Annotated in this window: 20 protein-coding genes and 1 pseudogene; 8 read left to right on the top strand and 13 right to left on the bottom strand. The window is 56.5% G+C overall.

Annotated features, from left to right (window positions below; genetic code table 11):
* Positions 1–183: 183 nt before the first annotated feature.
* The gene (locus B4V06_RS00425) at positions 184–1,071 is read right to left on the bottom strand and encodes a DUF8172 family protein (RefSeq protein ID WP_498166524.1); all 888 of its coding nucleotides are present in this window, start codon (positions 1,069–1,071) and stop codon (positions 184–186) included.
* Positions 1,072–1,124: 53 nt separating this feature from the next.
* Entirely contained in the window at positions 1,125–1,394 is a 270-nt protein-coding gene (locus B4V06_RS00420; protein WP_255212615.1) for a PadR family transcriptional regulator, read from the bottom strand.
* Positions 1,395–1,739: 345 nt separating this feature from the next.
* Here B4V06_RS00420 and coxB point away from each other — a divergent pair, with 345 nt between their 5' ends.
* Together coxB and B4V06_RS00410 are read left to right on the top strand one after the other, a co-directional pair.
* Positions 1,740–2,516 carry a cytochrome c oxidase subunit II gene (coxB, locus tag B4V06_RS00415; RefSeq protein WP_123115115.1) on the top strand — a complete coding sequence of 259 codons (777 nt, stop codon included), beginning with the start codon at positions 1,740–1,742 and terminating at the stop codon, positions 2,514–2,516.
* Positions 2,513–5,011, top strand: a complete 2,499-nt coding sequence (locus B4V06_RS00410) for a cbb3-type cytochrome c oxidase subunit I (protein WP_066419144.1) — start codon at positions 2,513–2,515, stop codon at positions 5,009–5,011. The genes coxB and B4V06_RS00410 overlap by 4 nt, the downstream gene beginning before the upstream one ends.
* A 312-nt stretch (positions 5,012–5,323) precedes the next feature.
* Here the strand turns inward: B4V06_RS00410 and B4V06_RS00405 are convergent, their stop codons facing one another.
* From B4V06_RS00405 to B4V06_RS00395, 3 genes are all read right to left on the bottom strand, one after another.
* Positions 5,324–5,602: a DUF7521 family protein gene (locus tag B4V06_RS00405; protein WP_080505341.1), complete on the bottom strand. Its 279-nt coding sequence runs from the start codon at positions 5,600–5,602 to the stop codon at positions 5,324–5,326.
* Positions 5,599–5,976 carry a winged helix-turn-helix domain-containing protein gene (locus B4V06_RS00400; RefSeq protein WP_080505342.1) on the bottom strand — a complete coding sequence of 126 codons (378 nt, stop codon included), beginning with the start codon at positions 5,974–5,976 and terminating at the stop codon, positions 5,599–5,601. Before B4V06_RS00400 ends, B4V06_RS00405 begins: the two co-directional genes overlap by 4 nt.
* 179 nt (positions 5,977–6,155) lie before the next feature.
* Positions 6,156–7,115, bottom strand: a complete 960-nt coding sequence (locus tag B4V06_RS00395) for a transcription initiation factor IIB (RefSeq protein WP_123115114.1) — start codon at positions 7,113–7,115, stop codon at positions 6,156–6,158.
* A gap of 173 nt (positions 7,116–7,288) precedes the next feature.
* Here B4V06_RS00395 and B4V06_RS00390 point away from each other — a divergent pair, with 173 nt between their 5' ends.
* The 3 genes from B4V06_RS00390 to B4V06_RS00380 all read left to right on the top strand — a co-directional run bounded on the left by B4V06_RS00390 (position 7,289) and on the right by B4V06_RS00380 (position 9,318).
* Positions 7,289–7,804, top strand: coding sequence for a COX15/CtaA family protein (locus tag B4V06_RS00390; RefSeq protein ID WP_123115113.1), 516 nt, complete (start codon positions 7,289–7,291; stop codon positions 7,802–7,804).
* Positions 7,805–7,907: 103 nt separating this feature from the next.
* Positions 7,908–8,894: a thioredoxin domain-containing protein gene (locus B4V06_RS00385; RefSeq protein ID WP_123115112.1), complete on the top strand. Its 987-nt coding sequence runs from the start codon at positions 7,908–7,910 to the stop codon at positions 8,892–8,894.
* Positions 8,875–9,318: a disulfide bond formation protein B gene (locus tag B4V06_RS00380; RefSeq protein ID WP_498166519.1), complete on the top strand. Its 444-nt coding sequence runs from the start codon at positions 8,875–8,877 to the stop codon at positions 9,316–9,318. Before B4V06_RS00385 ends, B4V06_RS00380 begins: the two co-directional genes overlap by 20 nt.
* 475 nt (positions 9,319–9,793) lie before the next feature.
* On the opposite strand, the gene B4V06_RS00375 is transcribed toward B4V06_RS00380, so the two are convergent.
* Entirely contained in the window at positions 9,794–10,378 is a 585-nt protein-coding gene (locus tag B4V06_RS00375; protein WP_123115110.1) for a plastocyanin/azurin family copper-binding protein, read from the bottom strand.
* Between the two features lie 119 nt (positions 10,379–10,497).
* On the opposite strand from B4V06_RS00375, the pseudogene B4V06_RS00370 reads away from it, so the two are divergent.
* From B4V06_RS00370 to B4V06_RS00360, 3 genes and pseudogenes are all read left to right on the top strand, one after another.
* Positions 10,498–10,717: pseudogene (locus tag B4V06_RS00370) on the top strand (cytochrome ubiquinol oxidase subunit I); the annotation flags it as partial.
* A gap of 254 nt (positions 10,718–10,971) precedes the next feature.
* Positions 10,972–13,473, top strand: coding sequence for a heavy metal translocating P-type ATPase (locus tag B4V06_RS00365; protein ID WP_176329437.1), 2,502 nt, complete (start codon positions 10,972–10,974; stop codon positions 13,471–13,473).
* 165 nt (positions 13,474–13,638) lie between these two features.
* Positions 13,639–13,824 (top strand): DUF7333 family protein, encoded by a 186-nt coding sequence (locus B4V06_RS00360; RefSeq protein WP_123115109.1) that lies wholly within the window; start codon positions 13,639–13,641, stop codon positions 13,822–13,824.
* 147 nt (positions 13,825–13,971) lie between these two features.
* Here B4V06_RS00360 and B4V06_RS00355 read toward each other — a convergent pair whose 3' ends face one another.
* The 7 genes from B4V06_RS00355 to B4V06_RS00325 form a co-directional block, all read right to left on the bottom strand.
* A complete protein-coding gene (locus tag B4V06_RS00355; protein ID WP_498166516.1) occupies positions 13,972–15,096 on the bottom strand; it encodes a hypothetical protein in 1,125 nt (374 codons plus the stop codon).
* Positions 15,097–15,321: 225 nt separating this feature from the next.
* Positions 15,322–16,479 carry a multicopper oxidase domain-containing protein gene (locus B4V06_RS00350; RefSeq protein ID WP_123115107.1) on the bottom strand — a complete coding sequence of 386 codons (1,158 nt, stop codon included), beginning with the start codon at positions 16,477–16,479 and terminating at the stop codon, positions 15,322–15,324.
* Between the two features lie 164 nt (positions 16,480–16,643).
* The gene (locus B4V06_RS00345; RefSeq protein WP_080505347.1) at positions 16,644–17,369 is read right to left on the bottom strand and encodes a CPBP family intramembrane glutamic endopeptidase; all 726 of its coding nucleotides are present in this window, start codon (positions 17,367–17,369) and stop codon (positions 16,644–16,646) included.
* A 264-nt stretch (positions 17,370–17,633) separates the two neighbouring features.
* A complete protein-coding gene (locus B4V06_RS00340; RefSeq protein ID WP_123115106.1) occupies positions 17,634–18,557 on the bottom strand; it encodes a cation diffusion facilitator family transporter in 924 nt (307 codons plus the stop codon).
* 128 nt (positions 18,558–18,685) lie between these two features.
* Complete coding sequence (locus B4V06_RS00335) at positions 18,686–21,349, bottom strand: heavy metal translocating P-type ATPase (RefSeq protein ID WP_498166512.1); 2,664 nt, start codon at positions 21,347–21,349, stop codon at positions 18,686–18,688.
* 250 nt (positions 21,350–21,599) lie between these two features.
* Positions 21,600–22,661, bottom strand: a complete 1,062-nt coding sequence (locus B4V06_RS00330; protein ID WP_123115104.1) for a DUF7350 domain-containing protein — start codon at positions 22,659–22,661, stop codon at positions 21,600–21,602.
* Complete coding sequence (locus tag B4V06_RS00325; RefSeq protein WP_123115103.1) at positions 22,648–23,958, bottom strand: DUF7405 family protein; 1,311 nt, start codon at positions 23,956–23,958, stop codon at positions 22,648–22,650. The genes B4V06_RS00330 and B4V06_RS00325 overlap by 14 nt, the downstream gene beginning before the upstream one ends.
* Positions 23,959–24,083: the final 125 nt, after the last annotated feature.

The raw sequence follows: 24,083 nt of genomic DNA, 5'->3' as shown, positions 1-24,083 counted from the left end.
ATGATGGATTGATTACAACCAGCCTGTGCTGAAGCGTTCAGCACTAGGTTTATACCTCTTCGCGGACTTTCTTCGCATATGAGCCTGGAAGAGACAGTTGACTACCTCGCTGAGGAACTTGACCTCGAGCGAAGTGAACACGTCCGTGAGGTCGGTCAGTCGGTCGCTGAGCTTCGCGACTGATCAGAACATTTCTCTGAAGTCTCGTTCGACGAGTCCGTCCTCCAGATACGTGATGAACTCTTGTTTCGTGGGTCCCTGACGAGCGAGCAGATCGTCCCGTTCTGCGCGTTGGAGGACCGCCTGAGCGAAGTCCGTACAGTGCGATTCGTGCTGCTCAACGTATTCTGAGAGGGCTTCTCGCCAGTGCATATCCAGCTCGAACTCGGCTAATCGGATTTGGATCCCGTCTTTCCGTTCAACGACGTCGACGTCCAAGTCTTCGAGTTGCTTGAAACGGAGGTTATTCCGGCGGACCGTGATGAGCCGCTTGGAATCAACGATGTAGGGATCGACCCACTCTCGCCAGGTATCGTCGTCGACGTGTGTTCGTGGCATCTCAAAATCCGGGTCCACACTCTCAATACAGAACTGCAGCATCGCGATGCCAGTTCGATGATTCGCATTCGGGAGGGAATGGCGGAGGATCAAATTTGACATCACCTCTCCAGCGACGGTCGGAAGTGGGGCTCCCCAGGACACGTGATCGAGTGCCTGTTGGATTTTTTGCGGTTCGAACTCCTTGTAGAGCCGAAACTCATCCTCATCTCGAACATCGACAGCTGCCTCGAGCAACTCCACTAACCGGAAGGCGACAACTTGCCCAGGACGGGGGAGGTCACGAATACGGTCGCTTAGCCATTCCTGATCGAAGTCGATATCTTGGGCAGATTCGATCTCTGAATCGCCTTCGTAGAGCACATAGACCGGTGTTTCGAAGGGGTACCCGATGAGTTTTGTCGACTCGTCGGATTGCTCTCGCTGAGACAGGATTTCTGCTACCGATGCCGAGCTATATTTGAGTGAGAAATTCTCGGCCTGTGGGTGGTGATAGAAGACGAGCCGAGCCATCTTACTGTGTATTCGTGGGAAGTGGGTAAAGCAGTCCCGCTTTTATAATGATTCTACGACGTAGCGGGTGCGTTCACGTCTTCTAAATACTGACTTTCCCACTCACGTCGCGCCTCGATCTCCCGCAATCCGCGTTGCGTGACCGTGTACACGTTCGTCCGCTTGTCGAGTTCACCTTTCTCGAGCAGTCCTTTGTTGACGAGGTCGTCGAGGTTTGGATAGAGCCGCCCGTGGTTGATCTCTTGTTCGTAGTAGTCGTCGAGTTCGGCCTTTACTGCGAGCCCGTGTGGTTCCTCTTCCTGTTCACTCCTTCCCCTCGTCACGAGTTTACAACTCAAAATCGGGAGGAGGTCAGACCCAGTCCGTGAAATCAACTACACGTATTCCACTGAGCTCGTGTCGGATGTCGCTCCTGTTCCAGTCAAAGCGAAATAATATACTCTCGACAGCTCGGACCAGCTGCGTATCGTAGGTAGATGCGTTGAGGTGTTTTTCGTGACCGAGGACGATGCGGTCCCGCGAGGATTTTTCGTCGTCGACGTACTTGATATCCTATTCGTGATAGACGGCAACAGTGTCTTGGCGCCGTGATCGGATTGAATAACGCATTCGAAACAAAGTAATAAGTGAATCCTCGTGAAGCGCCCCGCAAGAGTCGTGAGACACGTATGATAAACCCAACCGTCCTACAACAGGGAAGTGACTGGCGGGCACAGGCTGAGGTCTTTGACGAGATCTTTCTCGTCTTCCTCACACTCGGGACGCTCGTCGGTACGATTGTCGTCACGTACACACTGTGGAATGTGTATAAGTACCGTGACGATGGGAGTGAACCAAAAGCGGACTTCGACGCGCCCACAGTCGGAGAGCTTCCGACAGGACAGGGCGGTCCCAAAGCCAAGAAGCTCTTCCTGTCGTTCGGGTTGAGCGCGATCGTCGTCATCAGCCTCGTGGTGTACGCGTATGGGCTTCTCCTCTACGTCGAAGAGGGGCCCGACACGAGCGACGAGGGTGACATTGAGATTCTCGTTGAGGGGTACCAGTTCGGCTGGGAGTACGAGTACCCGAATGGTCACACCACGACCGGCGAGATGATCGTGCCGGCCGATCAGCGTGTTGATCTCAATGTGACCTCACGCGATGTGTGGCACAACTTCGGATCGTCGGAGTTGCGGATAAAATCTGATGCCATCCCCGGAGAGTACAGCAATGTCTGGTTTTCTGTAAGTTCTGAACAAGTGGAAAAACAGGGAGGCGAAGCAACGTACAGGGTTGAGTGCTTTGAGCTATGTGGTGCCGGTCACTCCGCGATGACTGGTCAAATCACGGTGCTCCCGCAAGAGGAGTGGGAAGAGTGGTACGCTGGAACTCAAAGTAAAAACGCATCTAGCGGCACGAACGCATCCAGCATCGACGCCGCGCCCACCGGAGGTGTCCCTGTATGAGTGATCTTCCACCCACGAGCTCGGTGAAACGCTGGCTCATCACGACGAATCACAAGGATATCGGAATCTTATACACGATCACCGCGCTGTTCTTCCTGCTGTTCGGCGGCGTGCTCGCGCTGTTGATCCGCATCCAGCTGTGGGAGCCGACGAGTCAAATCTTGTCTGGGCTCGCGTATAACGAAGCGGTCACAGCCCACGGGCTGATAATGGTGTTCTGGTTCCTTTCCCCGTTTGCCTTCGGGTTCGCGAACTACTTCGTCCCGCTCCAGATAGGCGCCGATGACCTTGCGTTCCCGCGACTGAACGCACTCTCGTATTGGATGTATCTGTTCTCTGGCGTGCTGTTATCAATCAGCTTCTTTCAGGGCGGCACACTGAGCGCTGGATGGACTATATACGCACCGCTCAACATACCCGCGTACACGCCGAGCATCGGTTCGACGGGAGCGATACTCGCGCTTGCAATGTTCACTATTGGGGTCACCGCCTCTTCAGTGAATTTCCTTGTGTCAATTCATCACTCCAGAGCCGAAGGGATGGGTATCATGGATATGCCGATGTTCACTTGGACCATCCTTGCGACGGTGTGGATGATGCTGTTCGCGTTCGCTGCGCTGCTTGCCGCGGGACTTATTTTGGCGTCCGACCGTGTACTAGGGAGCGTCTACTTCTCGGCCACTGAGGGTGGGTCCCTCTTGTGGGGGCATCTGTTCTGGTTCTTCGGACATCCAGAAGTGTACATCGTCTTTTTCCCTGCACTTGGTGCGATGTTGGAGTTGTTCCAGACGTTTTCCGGACGCCGGCTTGTCGGCCGAAAATGGGTTATCATTGCTATCTGTCTTGTTTCGGTCCAGTCGTTCCTCGTGTGGATGCACCACATGTTCCTCACCACGATCAATTTGGAAATCAAGACCCTGATGATGGCAACAACGATCGGAATCTCGTTACCCTTTGACCTGATCGTGTTCTCGCTGATCTATACACTGATTAAGGGGCGTATTCAGGTTACGACGCCGTTCCTCTTTGCGTTCGGGGCGCTACTGTTGTTCATTCTCGGTGGCATTACCGGGGTGTTCCTCGGTGCTATCGTCCTCGACTACGAGTTCCGTGGCACCTACTGGGTGGTCGCACACTTCCACTACGTTATGTTTGGCGGTGCCACGGCACTAATTGGTGCCGCGTACTACTGGTTCCCAAAAATAACTGGGAAGATGTATAATGAACTTCTTGGGAAGATCCATTTCGTGTTGTTTTTCATCGGATTTAATGCCGTCTACTTCTCAATGTTCCTCGGATGGGAAACCCCTCGCCGCGTCTTCGAGTACAACCCTGAGCTCCAGATTTACCATCAGTTCGGCACAATCGGTGCATTCGTCCTCGGGTTCTCCTTTTTCATCATGTTTTATAATTTTGCGAAGTCGTACGTTTCCGGTCCTGATGCTGGGGCGAACCCATGGGATTACTCACGGACGGCAGAGTGGGCGGTCTCCTCGCCGCCGCCGCTAGAGAATTGGCCGAACCGGCCGTCGTATGCTTCTGGAAAGCTGGAGTTCGTAAAAGACTATGTTCCGGACGGTGGTCCTGCGGTAAAGACCGACACGGATGGGAACAGGGCTACTGACGGTGGTGACACACATCCAAAGCATATCAAAAAGTACCCATACTGGGATAAGCATCCGAGCCACGCAAGTATCTGGCCGCTTGCTCTTTCGCTAGCTGTTGGTGTGTTATTCCTAGGCCTCACCGGGTTCCGCGATAATGTTGTCTTCGAGCTGGGTGAATCGCTCGCATCGACGGGCGTAACAATCTCAAACCCGATATACCCGATACTCATAGTTATCGGATTAGTCGGAGTTATATGGACCGGCGTGAAGTGGGGGCTCGAAGACTTTTACGCTCCACCGACCGAGTTTGCAGAGCGATGGCCGTTTGAAAGCGTTGAAAAAGTAAAACTGGGAGTGTGGTTTTTCATCGCGTCGGACGTGATCGTCTTTGGCGCGTTCCTCTCAGCAGCTATCTTCGTCCGGTACAACGCTGGATGGATGACTTGGGAGCCGCTGACGGATGCACTTCCAGGACTGATCAACACGTTCGTCCTGCTCACCTCATCGTTCACCGTGATTTTGGCGCTGGTGGCCGCTCGCCGGGAAAGCCGGAAAGGATTGCTCGCATCCCTCGGTACAACCATTGTACTTGGATTTGCGTTTTTGGGCATCAAACTATGGGAGTGGAACAAAGAGATCTTTGAACGTGGTGTGACGATTTCGGCCAACGCCCACGGTGACCCGATTCAGGCGTCGATCTACTACGTCACAACGGGGCTCCATGGAGTCCACGTCGTCATTGGCCTCCTGATCGCTATCTTCCTGTTCGTCAGGGCGTATCAGGGTCACTACCTCGACGACGAGCGGCCGATCGAATACTTCGGCCTCTACTGGCACTTCGTGGACATCGTCTGGGTGTTCATTTTTCCGCTGTTCTACCTCTTCTGAGAGTCATAAACGCACTCACTGTTTTTCGGCTTTGTTCTGCTCTGTTGAATCCGATGACGGCACAAGGATCACGATCTCTAAAAAGACGATTACTTCGCGATTCGACGTCGAGGAGTTGGATAGATCCTCTCAGTGGTCTCGATCTATTCCCTCTCTGCTAAGTACTAACTCTGAATTCTCTCCGCAGTGTTCTTGAGCCGAGCACAGAGTAGCCCAATTTCGACGTCTTCTGCGGATTCCACTGAGCAGTTCTATCTCAACCGCCAGTACAGAGTATAACGACTAATCTGGGTCAATCGTTTGCTATCGCGATTATTTCTGGATATACAGAGAGTATACGATCACTGCGAGGCCTGAAGCGACAAACAAGCTATTAATGAGTACAACGTGCGCCAACCCAACAGAAAATAACTGATTTGCTATACCGGTCAGAGCGGCTCCTAGTGTAAGAATCCCGAAACCAACGCCCATCATCTGTAGTGACTCCTCACCTGTGTGTCGATACGCTTTAAATGCAATATACGTAATACTACCACCAAGAATCAGGATGACGAACTTGACGACTGCGATCGCCGTTACAATGGCAGTCATATTTCATCTCCCATCATCGACCAGATGTCTACAAGATGTTTATCGGTAGATCGTGATCTGTGTTGGATATTCACTGAAAAATCACCCATATCATCAATAGAAATCATCACATCATTAAATGATCGCTCATAGTAGGTTACTCGTCCTCCCTCGGTTCCGATCGTATCTTGTTCTTTGACAAGACAAGCAGAACTGAGAAGATCTAACTTACGATACAGCGTTGATTTCGGGATGTCACAAATTTCGCTCAATTCTTTTGCTGTCATGGGTTCATGAATTTCTCGAAGGATGGATCGACAATCAGGATCATCAAGTGCATCGAGCACATCCTGTAGTGCCGGCTTATCTTCGGCCGGTACTGAGTTGTCTTCCATTGTTCGATTACCGTCTCCTGAAAAATCTTATCTTTCGTAGAATTGGTCATTCTCCAGCAATTCCGTGGAACTCTTGGAACTAGTTATTGATTTGTGTACAGAATCGTTTATTACTAAAGCTAATACTCTATCCATTTTAATTCTACTTGTAGGAGCACGTTGTTCTTACAGGCTTCAAATTAGTCATGCTCCGAGTACACCTCTAGAAGTTCCTTATACCGATTTTGAATAGTTACTTGACTAACATGGGCGATCTCACTCACGGTTTCCTGAGTCTGTTTCTCGTTGGTTAGGTGGGTTGCTGCATACAGAGCAGCAGCAGCCATTCCTGCCGGATTCTTTCCACTATGAATTCCCTTCTCTGTTGCCACTTCAAGGAGTTCACGAGAGCGGCGTTCTGCCTCGTCGCTTATGTCAAGTGCTGACGCAAATTGAGGTATATATTGGGCCGGATTTTCGGGCTCAATCTCCAAATTGAGTTCACGTGACAGGTATCGATACGCTCGCTGTATCCGAATCTTTTCAACACGGCTCACCACAGCAAATTCATCAAGTGGTCGTGGAGTTCCATGCTTCCGAGTAGCTGCATATAATGATGCAGTTGACATCCCCTCAATTGATCGGCCAGGTAGCAGATCCTCTTCTACAGCACGCCTATAGAGCATACTGGCAGTTTCCTGTATCGGTTTTGAAATTCCCAGAGCAGATGCCATTCGGCTAATTTCACCGAGTGCTTGCTTAAGATTCCGCTCATCCGCATTTTTTGCTCGAAACCGCTCATCCCACATCCGAAGGCGGTGTAGTTGAAACCGGTTGCGCTCGGGAACTGCGTGTCCGTACGAATCTTGATCCTGCCAGCCAATCTTTGTACTTAATCCTTTGTCATGTATTAGTTGCGTCATTGGGGCACCGACTCGACCCTTTTCATCCCGATCGTCTGACATGAATGTGCGCCATTCTGGGCCGTGATCGATTGGATCGCTTTGAAAAACCAGGCCACAGCTTTCGCAGGCCGCTTCACTACTATCGGCGTTCCGGGTAATCTGACCCTGACATTCGGGACAGATATTGTCGTTGACAGACGTCTCGTCACAGGCACTTTCTTCTGCCGGCTGTTCTCGAGTGTGTTCTTTGGACATGATAATGTTGACGCATTTGGGTTTCCCCACAACGGCGAGTTTCCTTGATAATTCCATGGACATACTCAGGGATGAACATCGGGCGGTGTCCCATTCAGTAGGAATTCGGCCTACCACTTTGTTTCCAAGATATCAACTTGGGATATCGCCATTTAGACTATCCACCCACTATTATGTCTCAAGTCCGACTCCGCTGGCACGACGTCCGAACCACGATTTCAAGGATTCCGGTCGAGTACAGGCATGTCGCCGGTTTCACGCTACTAGTGACGTATATCGTGATGCTTCTCGGAGCCTACACTAGTGCAATCGGTGCTGGACTTTCCTGTCCCGATTGGCCAACCTGCTACGGGACGTGGGTTCCCTTCCTTCAACCCGAGATCATTGCTAACTCGCCATACTCTGCACTACAAATCTTCGCAGAGTGGGCTCACCGTGGACTGGCGATGACGGCCGGAGTTCTGATCGTCGGCACGACCCTTGGAGCGTGGGTGAAACACCGGAATACCCCGACTATCAAATGGTCGGCCACGGCCGCTCTCGCCCTCCTTCCGTTACAGGTTATCCTCGGAGGATTGACTGTCACGGAAAATCTCCAACCGATTATTGTGACGACCCACCTGGGCGTGGCAATCCTCATTCTCCTCTGTCTCCTGACGACCTGCCTCGTCGCATATCTCCGCCACTAATGACACCTTGCGTATAAAAATGCCACAGATACCGACGGTTCAGCTCACTATGAGAGAACAGCACGGTGCCTATGAAATCTGCCACCTGGAGCTGTGATCACGAATGACTGCTCATACCTGCCCGATCTGTACTGATCAATTCGAAACAGCTGGAGCAGCGCGTGACCACACATGGAACGCTCACAGCGCCTGCCATTATTGTGGTGAACAACTCGGTGACGAAACTGACGAGCAGCTCTACAGACACTGGCTCGCCGCGCATCCCGATGACCTCTCACGTGTGGACTACAAACGGGCGGATACAGCCGTTGATTCACTCACGTTCTCAGAGCGGCTCTCCGAGGGAGGTGTCGGAGCTGCTGTCGGAGGATTGACCCGCCGACAACTTCTCCTCGCCGGTGGTGGTGCCGCCACTGCCGGTGTCGTGATCGGCGCCACCGCTCTCTCTAACAATACGAGTACTGAACCAAATAGCGGCGCGAATGCTGGAGGTGATGCGGGTGCCGTCGCCACTGCCCCAATTCCTGACTCGCCTAGCGAATTCCGGTATGCGACGATGGGATCCGCTGATGCCGATGTCACGGTGACATACTTCGGGAGCTGGAAGTGTCCGTACTGCGCCCAGTTCAGTACGGGGATGCTCTCACAACTCGTGACGGACTACGTGGAACCAGGAACGATCGCGCTCGAGTTCCGCAATCTCGCATATTTCGGTGGCGACCCATTTTTGGGCCCCGATGCACCGGCAGCCGGGCAGGCCGGATTAGCCGTCTGGAACACCGACCCAGCTTCGTACTGGGCGTTTCACGAATACGTGTTCCGGAATCAGCCACCCGAGAGCGACCAGTGGGCGACCACCGAGAGATTGGTCGAGTTTGCTCAGGCCGCAGGCGTCTCCGAGACAGCGTCGATCCGCACGGCGATCCAAGAAAATCAGTACGACGACGCGCTTCGGGCGACTGACAGTGCTGCAAGCGATGCCGGTGTCGACGCCACACCCACGCTCCTCATCGATGGCACGACGGTCAATCCACTCGGGAACGAAGAGCGAACAAGACAGTTGATCGAAGATGCAACTGAATCAAACTGAATCATGGATGTCCGAGGGACGATTCTGGCTTGCAGGTGGGACAGTCGTCGCGGCGGTTGCGACCTTGGGAAGCCTCTGGTTCAGTCTCGGCCTCGATCTCATTCCGTGTACCCTCTGCTGGTACCAACGTATCCTCATGTATCCGCTCGTCGTCGTTCTCGGTGTTGCCGCCCTCGAGAGTCACAACACGGTCTGGCGAACAGTTGTGCCACTATCCTTGGTGGGTGCTTTAATCGCGGGATATCACTCCGTGCTCCAAGCAACGACGGCTTCATGTACCCTTGCTGGCCCCTGTGCAGTCGTCCAGTGGCAGGCTCCGATGCTCGGACTCACGATTCCGAATCTCTCACTGATCGCGTTCGTGCTCGTGACGATTACAGTCTTCGCCGGATCGAATCTCGCCGAACCTGTGCGTAATTATTGATCTCCTCTTCCGCGTAAACGCGAAGAAATCCCGAGTGGTGAGAGTCCCAAGTTTGTAGTCCAGCCATAGGTAGTCCCACAGCATCGGACTAGTGGATTGCTGGTGGTGCCAAGCCGCCGTCCCTATTCTGGACTGTGTACAGTATCCCTGCGTTGCTTTTGTCACGGCGGTGTACGGCAGGCGCCAGCAGAATCGGAAGTATTTTATTGTATGCTTTGAGTAGTCGGTATTCGGGCATACTCTTCGAAGATGTTGCGCTCACCGATTTCGTTTTCGGATATTGCTTTGTTTTGTGGGCGGACAGACCTCCTCTGAAAACTGGCTGGGAATTCGCTATGTTCTGACCGAGTCCTACTCTTCGGTACAGTTGCCCGTTAATTAACCCTCACCGTGGGAACTCTGGAAAGTCGTTTGAAGATGGTTCGTTGTCTGGTGTGACGGCTCGTATAAATACACCAACTATACTTAAGACCAATTATTTACTCAGAAATGAATTGTACGAAACGCTGTCTTGATCGACGATGGTCTGGCTTTCGGGAACATTTCCGTCCGGCGGCATACCCCCCTCCGCGGGACCGCCGGGTTCGCCAACGACAATCCGCCCAACCATTCCCAAGGATTTGTGCGGGATACAAAAATAATCGTACGTGCCCGTGGTCTCGAACGTATGCTCAAACGTTGCCCCCTGTTCACTCAGGATTTCGCTATTGAACGCTTCTGCTCCCTCGGGAATCCGTGTCACCTCTGCTGAACTCGTTCCTTGTTTGTAGACAGTTGCCGAGTGACTCCCACTCTGGTTTTTGAATGTCACGGTTTCCCCGGGTTCGATGAACAACCCGATGGGATCGAAATAATACTCGCTCCCTTCGGTGACCATCATTACCGTGTTTGAGCCACCCGATCCAGCATTCGTTTCTCCTCCTGAATCTCCATTTGTATCCTCTGTCGTCGTCGCCTCACTCTCACCGTTTCCGTTCCCTGAACCACTGCATCCGGCAAGACTAGTTACACTACCTGTAGCGAGAATCCCAGCGGTCTTGAGAATCTGTCTCCGCTCCATACTTAGCGATTAAACACCCCAATATAAGTGGCAAAGGTGGATTCCCAATACATAGGACGCCGCCCTCGTTTGACCTGTCGAAGTCATAAAATTATTTCTCAGGATAAGTATGATACCTACCGTTTCTCATTTGTTTCACGTGGAAAGACATTCGTATTGAACAGCCAGTGAACGAACAGTTACGTTAATTCTGGACCCACATCTTTGCGGTCAGCTTTGGCGTTGGAACAGCGACCAAATTAGTCTTTGAGTTCGAATTCGGAACACACTTCGCTGCGTTCTCAATGACCGCTAAGGAGCTATTCAGCGGCTCGTTTTTCCTCGAAGAGATGCTGGCCTGTCTAATTGAAACGATGTTGCGTTGGGCCTTCATTTTTAACTGCGACTGTACTGAGAACCTGATTGACTCTACATTGATCTCAAAGAGAAATTCTATACAATAGATAGCGACAGCCACATAAACATAACCTTCGTAATGCTACACAATTGATTGGCTCCTTATTATGATACTCGTTTCATAGAAATATGTATAGTAATACCCAATTGAGATGGAGTGCTGTCAAAATAATAGAACGTATCATTCCCATCACAGTATGACTGAAAAGTGTTCCCTGTGCGGCCGACCGATTCAACCTTCCACATTCGAGGCTCCCGGTGACCGCGGGTTCTGTTCGAGTGGCTGCTACGATGTGTACACGACACTCGGAGCTGTCGGTTCCCTCGACGACACCCAATCCCCACCTGGGGGCGAAAGTACACAGACAGGAGACGCAGATCCGCCCGAACGAGACGGTTCTCGGACGTTTCTACGGATCGATGGGATGTACTCTGCGACATGTGAGGCATATCTCGAATCGGTCGCTGAGAGCCAGGCGGGAGTGACCGCCGCTGAAGCGAGCTACGTTACAGAGACGATCCGCATCGACCACGACCTAGAAACCGTATCGAAGGATACACTGCGTGACGCGTTGAGTACGCTCGGGTACACAGCATACCTCCGTGACGACGCCTCGACAGAGGCGGATACAGCCGGCGGAACGACGCGCCGGTCGCGGGAGATGGGTGGCATTCGAAAGCGGCGAGACGACCAACTCTTGGGGATGCGGTACTCCGTTGGCTTCCTCTTTGGTGCGTTTCTGTTGGTCCCGTACGTCGCGATTCTGTATCCCGCGCAGCTCGCGTCAATATTCGACTGGCAAGCGCTCGCGATATTCGAGGGCGCGTTCCGGCTGGACAGTCAGGGCGCGTTCGTGTTCCTCCGACTCTACTTCGTGATGACCGGGATCATCCTCGTCTTCACCGGGCTTCCGGTGTTGCGGGGTGCGTACATCAGTCTGAAAATGCGTCGGCCGAACACCGACCTATTGGTCGCGATCACCGCGGTAAGCGCGTATCTGTACAGTACGGCCGCCGTCATCCTCGGGCAGAACGATATCTTCTACGACCTCGCGATCGTCGTGACGGCTGCGGTCACCGCGATGGTGTTCTACGAGTCGTCGATCAAACAGCGCGCACTCAACCGGCTCACCGAGCTCACGATATCGCAGGTCGAGCAGGCGCGGACGTACGACGCAGACGGAACCACTCAGGACGTTCGCGTCGAGGACCTCGAGGCGGGTGATGTCGTCCTTGTTCGACAGGGGGAACGTGTGCCGGTCGACGGCGAACTCGTTGAAGACAGCTGTACCGTCGACGAAGCGATCGTGACCGGTGAGTCGCTTCCGGTGGTGAAACGCGCCGGCGACGACGTGATCGGGGGGTCGATCGTCACGGACGGCGCCGCGTTGGTCCGTGTCGGCCCGGACGTGACGAGTAGCATCGACCGGATAACGACCGCCGTCTGGGACTTACAGAGCGCGACGCACGGGGTCCAGCGGCACGCCGATCAACTCGCGTCGTACGCCGTGTTCCTCGTCGTCGGAGCCGCCGTCACGGTCGGCAGCGTCGGGGCGCTCGCATTCGGGATGGCCCCACCGGACGCTGCCCTCCTCGCGCTGTTGGTCCTCCTCGCCGGCTCGCCGTGGGCGCTCGGACTCGCGACGCCGTTGTCGGTCGCGAAGAGCCTCTCCAGTGCGCTCCGCCGCGGGATCATCATCTTCGACGAAACGGTCTTCGAACGGCTCCGCGACGTCGACATCGTCGTTTTCGATAAGACGGGGACGCTCACGACCGGAGAGATGGAGGTGATCGAAGCGGACGCGCCCCCCGAGTTGCTCGACGCTGTTGCCGCGCTCGAACAACGAGCGTCACACCCCGCCGCGAACGCGATTGTGACGGCGTTCGCCGGCAGAGATGGAGGCGACGACACGGAGGATCAGTCGGACTCGGCAGACGATGCGGTCGGAACGGAAGGCGACAATCGGATACGGGAGTTCACGAACCACCGGTCCGGTATCGAAGGCGTGATCGGCGACACGTCGTATCTCGTCGGGAACCTTGAGCTGTTCGCGGAACAGGGGTGGACCGTCGACGACGATATCCGGTCGCGGGTCACCGACGCTCAGGGATTCGGTCAGCTGCCGGTCGTGATCGGTCGTGACGGGGCAGCAGAGGGGCTGATAGTTGTCGGCGACGAGCCGCGGGACGGCTGGGATGACACCGTCTCTCGGCTCGGAGAACGAGGCACGGAGGTCGTCGTCCTGACCGGCGACGACGAGGAAGCGACGGACTTCTTCAAGCGACACGACGCCGTGACGCACGTCTTTGCGACGGTTCCGCCGGAGGGGAAGACGGCGACGATCCGGCGACTCAAATCCGACGGGCAGGTCGCGATGGTCGGTGACGGCACGAACGACGCCCCGGCGCTCGCCGCCGCCGATCTTGGCATCTCGCTGGGCGGGGGGACGGCGTTGGCCGCCGACGCCGCCGACATTGCGATTGTCGATAACGACATCCGCTCCGTCGAAACCGCGTTCGACCTCGCGGGAGCGGCTCGCCGTCGTGTGAAACAGAACAACCTCCTCGCGTTCTCCTACAACGGTATCGCCCTCGCGGCGTTGGCCGTCGGGTTCTTCAATCCGCTGACGGCAGCGGCCGCGGTCATCGCTGGCGGTGGGTTGATCGCGGTAAACACTCGACGAAAACTCCTCGGGTAGCGAGGCTCGGCCGCCGACAGAACTCGGAGCCGAGTTGTACTACTGACATAGAAGAGTGGCTATCTATCATTCGAGCATCGTTGATCCGATCGGTACGGCCGTCACCAAAGATCCGAATCGCTTCTGTTTCTAAAGGACTATCCTTGTCTAGACACTACTACAACCATGGAGTTCGACTTCGTGCGCTCGGTGGTTCCGCTCGCCGTGATCGTCGCCGTCGCAACGGTCGGGCTAACCGCCGTGATGGCACCTTCGACCGTCTTCATGATGGTTCTCCCCTCGATGATCGCGTTCTCGGTGGTCGCGTACTTCCTCGGGATGAAACACGGCGAATTCCGCGCTAGTCCGTAGCGCCCCTGTCCGGCACCGCCCCCAAAATCACAGTGTCACTCCGTCTGAAGCGTCCTCATTCGGGTTACTACGTCCAGTGGTCCGTATTTCGTGTTCAATAAGGCTCCATGAGCGATCAGCAACCGAGAATCGACATGGCCGGTACCTCTATTCTGTGACCCCCGCACTGATCTCAGACGCATCTTGCCGGACGGGTGTCGGGGAGTCGATCGAATACACGAGCGTGCCGGTGAACAGTGCGATGCTCCCTAACAGGAATATCGAACTGAGTGGCGACGCCGAATCGACGAAGATCCAGTATATCGGCGCCGCGATCGTCGGGCCGGCCGCGATGACAGCGACTTGGGAGACGAGGGGGCCACAACACCCGCACGTACACGCACCGACGACCGTCGCCGTCCCGGCCGTACTCTGTGTCGCTCCCGCCTGCTGATCGAGACGCCACGAGTGAGCGACGGCGGCCGCGTTCAACCCCACGAGGGCGCCGAGGAGTCCGAGCACGATTACCACACCGGGAGAGATCGCGATGAAAAACGGAACGTCGGGGAGCAGGACCTCGAGGGTGGGCCACCGCACGATCTGATACAGTACGTTCAGGACCGCCACGGTCGTCTCTTGCGGAGCGCCCTCCTCACTAAAGAAAGATAGGTATCCCGATGTCGCCATAAAAAAGAGGCTTACCATAGCTCCGACGCTGAATCCGAACCGACGCGCCACCGGATCCCGAAGGATCGTCGACAGTGCCGTGCCAACGTCTTTCCAGAGGATGTAGCCGACGAGCAGCGGTGTCGCGAGGACAATTCCGTACCCGATCGGGTTGGTGTAGCCGCTGAATCCGGGCAGCAGATACGGGTACAGTATCCAGCCACCAAGCAGCATGCCGAGAGCCATGTACCGGGGACGTGTCGTCCATCGAACGAGTCCGGTAATGAAACTCGCGACCACGACCAACAGGCCGGTTCCGATCGCGAGCGGCTGATACCACGACCGCGGGAACGGCATCGAGCCCGCCTGATACGTCGGATCCGGAGCCAGACCCTCGAAGAGGATCGCGCCGGTGATAGCAATACCGATACCGACCGCAATCCCGTACAGAGCGGTTCTCGGCGAGATCCGCTCCCTTCGCTTGAGGAGGACGAGCGCACTGACTACGAGGGCACCGATACCAGCGATCGCCAACCCGTGCGACTGTGAGAGTCCCGACGACTCAGCACTACCGTGGGCCGAAACTGTCGGGACCAGAGAAAGGAGACTGATCCCGACAGCAACCAAGACGAGTAGGCGGATCGACCTCTGTTGAGGTTTCGGTCTGTCGGCATCAGCGTTCTCGCTTCGGCCTTTCTGAGTCATTGCGAGGGGTTAGTGACTCACACACAATTATCTGTCTCTCTCGTTTCCCCTCGAGATGCACCTCGTGACCGGCCCGAGGGTCTACATACGCGTGGAACCGTCCTGTAGAGTCCTTCGGGACGGTTCAAAAATGCGTATCAGATCACGTCAGTTCGGTTCGTAGCCGGCGTACTCCATGAGCTGACTGAAGATGTCCGAGTCCATGACGGAGCGGTACACTACCCCCGTAAGCATGCCGCCGGGGTAGAACGACCCGTTCATCACGTGGTTGACCTTGTGGCAGTGCATGAGGTAGATCCCGGGGTCCGCGTCGGCCGTGAACTCGATCGTGTGCCGTTCCGCGGGGGCGATGTTCGTGACGTCCATGTCGTGTCGGGCCGCCTCCGGGACGACTCCACCGTCCTTTTCGACGCGCTGGAATCGGTGGTTGTGGATGTGCATCGGGTGGGACATGTATCCGCCGTTGACGAGGTGAATGCGCACCTGGTCGCCCTGATCGACGATGATCGGCGACCCCTGTTCGGGATGGAGCGTCCGGGGCGCGCTCTTCCCGTTGACGGTGAAGACGTCCGGCGTCCGCGAGGTCGTATCGTACGTGAAGTTCCCCTCGCCGGCCCATGTCTTCGGGATCCGCGAGTCCCAGTCTTTGATCGTCATGAAGTACTCCCGGTCCGCCGGCTCGTAGCCCTCGGGATCGACTCGGAAGATTCCGTACATCCCCATGTCGATATGCCGGTGTGTCTGGAAGTGACAGTGGTACAGGTGCGTCCCCGGAACGTTCGCCGGAATCTCGTAGGTGTGCTTCTCGCCCGCCGGGACCTGTACTCCGGTCGATGTCGGGACGCCGTCGTTCTTCCACGTCTTGGTGACGCCGTGGAAGTGGATCGTGTGCGGCCGGCGTCCGTTCGTGTTGTCGAGCGTCACTTCCATGTCGTTCCCCTCGGTCGTCCGGAGGATCGGACCCGGGACGCTCGGGTCGTGGTCGTCGGCCTGCCAGGCCCAGACGCGCGGGAACTCGACCGGGCCGCCCATCGAATCGAGCGGGTGAACGGCGTGTCGCGCCGGCTGCGTCCCCATCGTCACCGACCCGCCCTGCTCGTCGACGTTGACGACTGTCGGAGGGCTGGTGTAGGGGAGATCTGACGACGATGTCTGTGCCTCGTTCGGGGAGTTCGTGGCCGCCGTCGGCGCGTTAATCGTTTTCGATGAACAACCTGCCAACGCCGAAAGGCCTGTCGCGCCGGTCGCGGTGAGGAATTCTCGTCGAGACAGTCCGGTTCCAGGAGCACCGAAGGATCGAGTCATAGTACAGTTGGAACACTCTGTTGTACGGCTAAAAGAGGACCGCGAAATCCCTGTACCTGAAAAAGCGAGCAAACATGTTCGGTATTAGCCGAACAGGTCTTACAAGCAGACCGGTATTTTCCGCCACGAAAATCGGCATTCGGAGTAAACGGTCTGGGGAACAGTTACATTCCGCCCGTGGCGGTCAGATATGCGCTTGCGAACTGTATCGCATTGTACGCACCGTGTATCACGGCTGGAACCGCGAGGTTGTCCGTGTACTCGTACGCTGCTCCGAGTACGAGGGCCAGAAGGAACGCGATACCGATGTACACCAGTTTGCCTTCTCCTGACAACGAAAAGAGATGGATCGACGCGAAGAGGGCGCTTGCGAGGACGATTGCACGGGCCGGATGGAGAGTTTCACGGAGAGTCCCTTGTACGAGTCCTCGGAAGAGTAGTTCTTCCCCTGGGCCGACCAACAGGAATTGGAGCGGAATAAGTAGGAGGAATACGCTGGGGTTCTGTTGCCCGACCTCGACGATTTGGTTTTGGGCTGTGCTCAGACCGAGGGCCGCGATCACGGAGGACGCAGCAAAGAGCAACCCCAGGATTACGATACTCCCCCCGACGATAACCGCCCCGTCACGTTTGTCAGGCAGACGGACTGGCACGAATCCGAACCCGAGGTCACGGCCTTTGAGATAGAGGACGGTGATGCCCCCGAACGTCACCCCTTGAAGGAAGAGTGTACTCACAACCAGCCTGAGTGCTGGACGTGACGCGAGGTCGACTCCGAACAGCCTGACGACTGTCACGACGGCCAGAACTATGACTGTCCCCGCGACGTACGATCCATACGTGAGACTGATCGCCGAGGCGACGGATCGGAAACGAGATATCGATGACATTATTCAGATGTTATCGTAGGGTTCTATCCCACAAGTCGGCTTTGGTTGGTCGATTTCGATGCGGTCCGTCCCCATACGTCTCATAGTTGTGATTTGTTACGACTGACCTGGTGGGTACGCCCGTGCTGGTCGGTCCTCTCAACGAGGAACGAGTATAGCTCCCGGTCTTCTTTCGCGTCTCTCGACCGACGCGAATCACTACATGGTTCTCGCCAGTTTCGTCTGGTATCTCGAACATTCGACTGAATGCGGTCGTAGCCATCATTAGTGGGTGTGATTCGTGGTATCGATCTGGTCGTTCCGCTCGCCGAACTCGACGGTTGCGTGGTCGATGCCCTGGTCCGTGAGATGGTCGTGGACCCGCGACCGGACCGTCTGTTGCTCCTCGATCGTGGTCGCCGTATCGGTGAGGCGGACGGTCGCGACGGTGAGTTGACTACAGACCTGCCAGACGTGGAGGTCCTCGACCCCGTCGACGCCGTCGAGTGTCGTCAATTCATCTCGGAGGTCCGCTGGCGACACGGGGCTCCGCTCCAGCAGGATGGCTGTGCTTTCTCGAAGGACGTTCTCGGCCGACGCGAGCACTAGCAGTCCGATGAGTACGGCAGCCACAGGATCCGCGATAGGGAGATCGAAGACGGCGACAGCGACCGTGGACACGATCACAGCGATGGAACCACCGGCGTCACCGAGCAGGTGATAGAACGCCCCGCGCTCGTTGAGGCTCATCTCTCCGCCCTGTAACACGTACACCGAGCCGATGTTCACCAGCAAGCCGCCTGTGGCGATGATCAGCGTTAACTCCGGGTCGATCGCCACCGGCTCGAGGAACCGCTGGTAGGACTCCCAGACGATGTATCCGACCATCGGAAGGAGCAAGACGCCGTTCAGGAAGGCCGCAACCGGCTCCAGTCGGTGGAGACCGTACGACCACGCCTCGCCGCCCTCGAACCGCTCGGCGGTGTAGCTTGCGCCGTACGCCACCGCGTACGCGAGCATATCGAACAACATGTGAATCGCGTCGCTGATGAGCGCCACCGAACCGAACAACAGTCCGCCAGCAAGCTCTACGACAAACCCCACAAAGTTGACGACGGCGACGAGTGCCAGTCGGCGGGTACTATTACTCGTGTCAGACGGAGGGTCGCGCTCTGACGACTCTCCGTGTGTATGCTCGTGTACGGTCATCACTCTACGTTTGCGCTGCTGTTTCGACTCGGAAGCCACTGTACTTTCGCGGACGGATCTCCTCGACCGATCTCCACCTGTCGACACCGAGCCCTGTGCCGGACACGCGAAGGATCTGGGGTTTCAAACTACCCATCCGAAGCGGTGGTTTCGTCGTCTGCTGTCGGCGTGATTCGAGAGAGACGCATCGCATTGCCAGTGACCCCGAGCGTCATCCCGGCGTCACCGATGAGGACGGCCGCCCAAATCGGAACCAAGCCGAACGGGACGCCCAGTGCGAGCAGGCCCTTGGCACCGAGACTCGTCCAGATGTTCTGCCGAATCACGCTGTTCGCGTCGTGAGAGAGGTCGTAGAGGTACGGCAGCTTCGATAGGTCGTCGCTCATGAGCGCGATATCCGCTGTTTCGAGCGCGGTATCCGTTCCGGCCGCGCCCATCGCGACGCCCACAGTCGCCGTTGCGAGTGCCGGCGCGTCGTTGACGCCGTCGCCGATCATCGCGACTCCGTCGTACTTCTCGTCGAGTTCCGTGATCGCCTCGACCTTCTCATCAGGCAGGAGTTCCGCCCGGAACTCGTCGACGCCGACCTCGGTCGCAATCGCACGGGCGGTCCGTTCGTTGTCCCCCGTGAGCATGACGATGTGTTCGACACCGAGGTCGTTGAGTCGCTGGATCGCCTGCTTCGCTCCGGGCCGGATCTCGTCAGCCACGGCGATGACGCCCTCGAGTTCGTCTTCGGTACCAACGAGCACGACGGTCTTTCCCTGTGACTGTAGCTCGGGAACCGTCTCCTCAAGCAGGTCGAGACAGTCGTTGCGCTCGCATATCCGACGGCTCCTCGTTGTCACGACACCGCCGTCGGTCGTCGCATGGACGTGCTCGAGGTCGAATCCGAGTTCCTCGAAGAGACCAGGCTTGCCTGCGTAATGTTTCTCGCCGTCGAGATCAGCCTCGACCCCCTTGCCGGTGATACTCCCGAAATCGTCGACCGAAGGGGCATCGACGTCGCTCTCCTCGGCAAATTCGACGATTGCGTCGCCGATAGGATGTTCCGACCGCGACTCCAGCCCGCTGGCACACCGGAGGACGTCTCCCTCGCTGTTGCCGTTGAGCGGGACGATGTCCGTGACCGTGAGTTCGCCCTTCGTGATCGTCCCTGTCTTGTCCATCGCGATCGCTTCGACCGCGCCCATCGCTTCGAGGTGGTTGCCGCCCTTGATGAGAACGCCGTTCTTCGCGGCGCTCGTGATCCCCGAGACGACCGAGACGGGCGTCGAAATGACGAACGCGCACGGACACGCCAGCACGAGCAGCGTGAGTCCGTAGACGATGAACGTCGGCCACGACGCGCTGAACAGGAGCGGCGGAATAACCGCTACCACGATCGCGAAGCCGACGACGACCGGCGTGTAGTACGAGGAGAACCGCTCGACGAACTGCTCGCGTTCCGTCTTGTTCGATTGCGCGTCCTCGACCATCTGGACGATGCGGGAGAGCGTGTTATCGCCCGCTTCGGAGGTGACCTCGACCTCGAGATACCCCTGCTCGTTGATCGTCCCCGCGTACACCTCGTCCCCCGGCGTCTTGTCGACGGGCACGCTCTCGCCGGTAATGGGGGCCTGATTGACGGCACTCTCTCCGTCGATCACGTTCCCATCCATCGGAATTTTTTCTCCCGGACGCACGACGACGGTGTCGCCGACCGCCACGTCATCAACGGGAAGCGTCACCTCCTCGCCGTCCCGTTTCACCGTCGCTTCGTCCGGAGACAGATCCATTAATTCTCTGAGGGAGTTGCGCGCGCGATCCATCGAATACTGTTCGAGGAGTTCGGCGATACTGAACAGGAACGCGAGCGTGGCGGCCTCGAAGTAGAGCGATTCGCCGAAGACGAGGCTCGCGACGATGGCACCGCTGATGGCAATGCTCATCAGCAGGTCGATGTCGAGGTTCCGATTGAGCGCGGAGTAGTAGCCGTTACGGAAGATGACCTGCCCGGCGGTTCCGACGGCCACGAGGAAGAAGAGATCCGCGATGAGCAGCTCGCGACCGACGACCTCGGCTACGAGAGCGTTCTGGCCGGTGAGGAAGAACTCGAAGAAGAGTCCAAGCGCGACGAACCCACCGCTGACCCACGTTTTGAGCGCGCGAGAGCTTGTCCAAATGCTCTCACGATCTCCGGCCGCGTTTTGACGTTCCGATCCGTCGCCTGCTGTGTCTGTGATCTTATACCCAGCGCTTTCGATCGCGTCGATGACATCCGCTTCCCCGCCCCTCGACGAATCGTACGTGACAACGACGGTTCCGGTCGTCGGCTGTGTCTCGTACGTTGTCACTCCGTCGACCCTGTCGAGGGCGTTTTCGATCTTGCCCGCGCACGATGCGCAATCCATCTCCGGGACGGTGAATTTCGAGGTCAGTTCGCCAGCGTTCTCCACCGCGTATCCCGCTTTCTCAACGCGTTCAGTTATCGCGGTGGCGCTCGTTTGCTCGCGATCGTAGGAGACTGTCAGCGTCCCCGTCGTCACCTGCGGATCGACGCTGTCGATGCCGTCCAGCTTTCCGACGCTGCTTTCGACCTTTCCGGCACAGGATGGACAGTCCATCTCCGGGACCGATAACTGCGCAACGTCCTCACTATCTACCGATGAAACAACATCTTCGTCATCTTGTCCGGTGTGATGACCGTGTTCGTGATCTCCATAATCGTGGTCGTGCGTATGACCATCCTCGTGGGTCTGACCCCGTGGTTCACCAGTTTCGTCGTGGGATCTTTCGTCAGGTTGGGTCATTACACGCCGCTAACGACTACAAACTTATTAAATTAGCTGCCATTCAGCCCCCCTAATATAATAATCTCTAACAAAAAATAAAATTGAATTATTAATTCATCCGTTAATCCGTTCCTTTTCGGGTTTTAGTTCGGTCTGCTCGGTCGAATCCGATGACGATACGGGAATCCGATCTCTCGACAGCGCTCCTGAGTCGAGTACAGCGTGAACCGACAACGACGCCTTCTGTGGATTCAACAGAGCAAAAAAGTCACAATGTCATCTGTATCTCCGGCATATCAACGAAGGCTGTCTCGTATCCCTCATGGCGAGCCGTTTGTGGGGGCGAATCGACTGTGATCGTCAGCTCATCTCCCGTCTGTACGTCCGAAACTGTTGTCCCGTAGTGATAGCGGAGCTCTGGATTGATGGTTGACTGTAGAATTCCGTCGAATACTGACGCACCATCGCGCCGTAATGTTACAGATAATGACATCATCGGCAGCATCGTCCGATTGTACGGCGTGCGCGGAGACACAGCGAGGTACTTCTGTTCCCCGTCACCACCGAAACGCGACGCGTCTTCGAGGACCGTAACCACGAACCTCGCGTCTCCGGTCATCTCCGAGCCACGCACGTCACCAGGGAGCGCGTCCGGCGTCGGCACCTGCGAGTCTGGTATCATCACCATGTCCATTAGGTCGACAGCACCCCTCGTGCCTTCCTTGTCGTCGGAGATGTCTGTGTACGAGATCTCATCGAGCGTCGATTCGCTGAACTCGAATTCGAACTCGAACGAGGCGTTCCCCTGGTTCTCGGCCAGCGATCCGGTCCGCCGCGTCGACGGCCCGCCGATACTGACCTCGACAGTGTGTGTGCCGTCGCCCTGAAGTTGGGCGTTATCGCCGAAGTGAAAGCCCATCGGCTGAGAGAGCATCGGCCACGGCGCGAATTGATCAATCGATTCCCCATTCTGTGTGATCGTGAGCTGCGGATTGATATCGGGCGGAATGATCCCTGTCTGTGCGTCCCAGACGACCGGCATTATATGAACGGAATCCGCCGACTGGATGTCAACCTTCGTGGTCCCGTTTGGCTTCATCAGCCAGAAGCGATGCGGATACGAGTACGTGAGCGCACACTTGTACCCATCCTGCTGTTTCATTCCAGCCATTTTCATTCCCTCGTAGTGGGTGGGATGGTAGACTGTATCCGGCCGATTCCCGGCCATTGGTGGGGCAGAAGCAGAAGGTGTCTCGAACACGCTGGCACACCCAGCGAGGCCGACGATCGAAGTGCTCCCGGCGACCCGGAGCACATCACGACGACGCATACGTCACCTCCTCCCCGTTGCTGCCGGTTGGGTATACAGGCGGAAGCGCGCGCAAACCCCGCGGGGGCACGAGGTAATTGCCGCGACGCTCCGTCCGGATATACTGGAGGATACCGTTGTTGTTTCGCTGCCCGACGGCCGACTTCTCGGAAATATCGGTTCCGTTCATCGCCTCTTTCGTGTCGACGAAGTCGCTGATCCGCCGTTGGAGCGAGAGGAAATGTACGCCCGCTCGTCCTCCGTCAGTCGAATCAAAGTCACGACGAAGCAGCAGCGGCGAGCCGTCATCGTCGCGAACACGGGCGTTCTTCTGCGCGTGACCGACGACACCCATCTCGCGGGCGGTTTTATCGGTCGGCTCACACTCACCGACTCCGTTGCTGTCGCCGAGGTTGTCTCCGGCACCCTTGACGACATCGTTCTCGGCGTGATATGGGCAGAACATCTTCGCCTCGCGCTGCCAGCGGTCGTCCTGATTGTACCACTGGTTGAGGTTGAGCCGGAGCTTGGAGATATGCTGAGTCGTGCCACCGGCGAACGGCCCCGACTGGATCGTCACACGATCTTCACTGGCCTGGTTCTTTGTGAACCCTGATTTGAACCCCATAAACAGAGGTGCGTCCTCCGGAACTTTGTCGGCTGGAACACCCTCAGCGTCACCTACATTCTCCGCCGGTAACCCGTTCCCGATAAAGCCCGTCCGCCGGTCGGCGAGTGAGAAGACATCGGTCAATGTAGCCTTAGGCTGATCGACATCGTTGAGGGTCGGTTTGTTCCCTTTGAGAGCTTCTTCGGCACCGATCACCGCCTGCGCCGTGTTACTCGCGAGATGGACGACCGCATCCGGTGTATCTAATTCGGGCTCCTCGAACGGAGCAAGTGCTTCCGGATCGGGGAGGTCAACGCCATCAGGAAGTGATTCGTCGAACCGGTCGAAGTATGCCGGAGAATAACTCACCGTGAACAATAATCCGTCTCCGCTTCGCTCGTAGGCGTGTTCGATGCCACGGAGAGCTGTTTCAACCCGATCGCGGTGGTCTTCGTTCGGTTGTCCGTCTCGTCGGTAATTCAGATAGAGAAGCACCCGATGGCTCGGGGCGATGACGTTTCCGTGGTCGTCTCGTGAGAGGACCTCATTCCAAGCGTGTTGATGCTGTGGATACGATGAGAGATCATCCGGGGCCGTCGGGATATCGACTTCTTCACGGCCTAAACAGGCACTAAATCCTGCTACTCCGCCGATAGCGACGGCCGACTTGAGAAATTCTCTTCGGGGGATTCCCCTCTCGTCAGTCATCACTCGACAGTTGGGAAGTCACGCTCAAGCCCGTTCTGGTATGATTCTCGAACCCGTCTTCAACGGTTTTACAACGGAATCTATGTTCGGCAATTGAACCAGAATTAGTAATAGAGAGCGTAGTA

This window comes from Halorubrum sp. B53, assembly GCF_059752395.1.
This window is presented reverse-complemented; position numbering and strand designations above follow the sequence as displayed.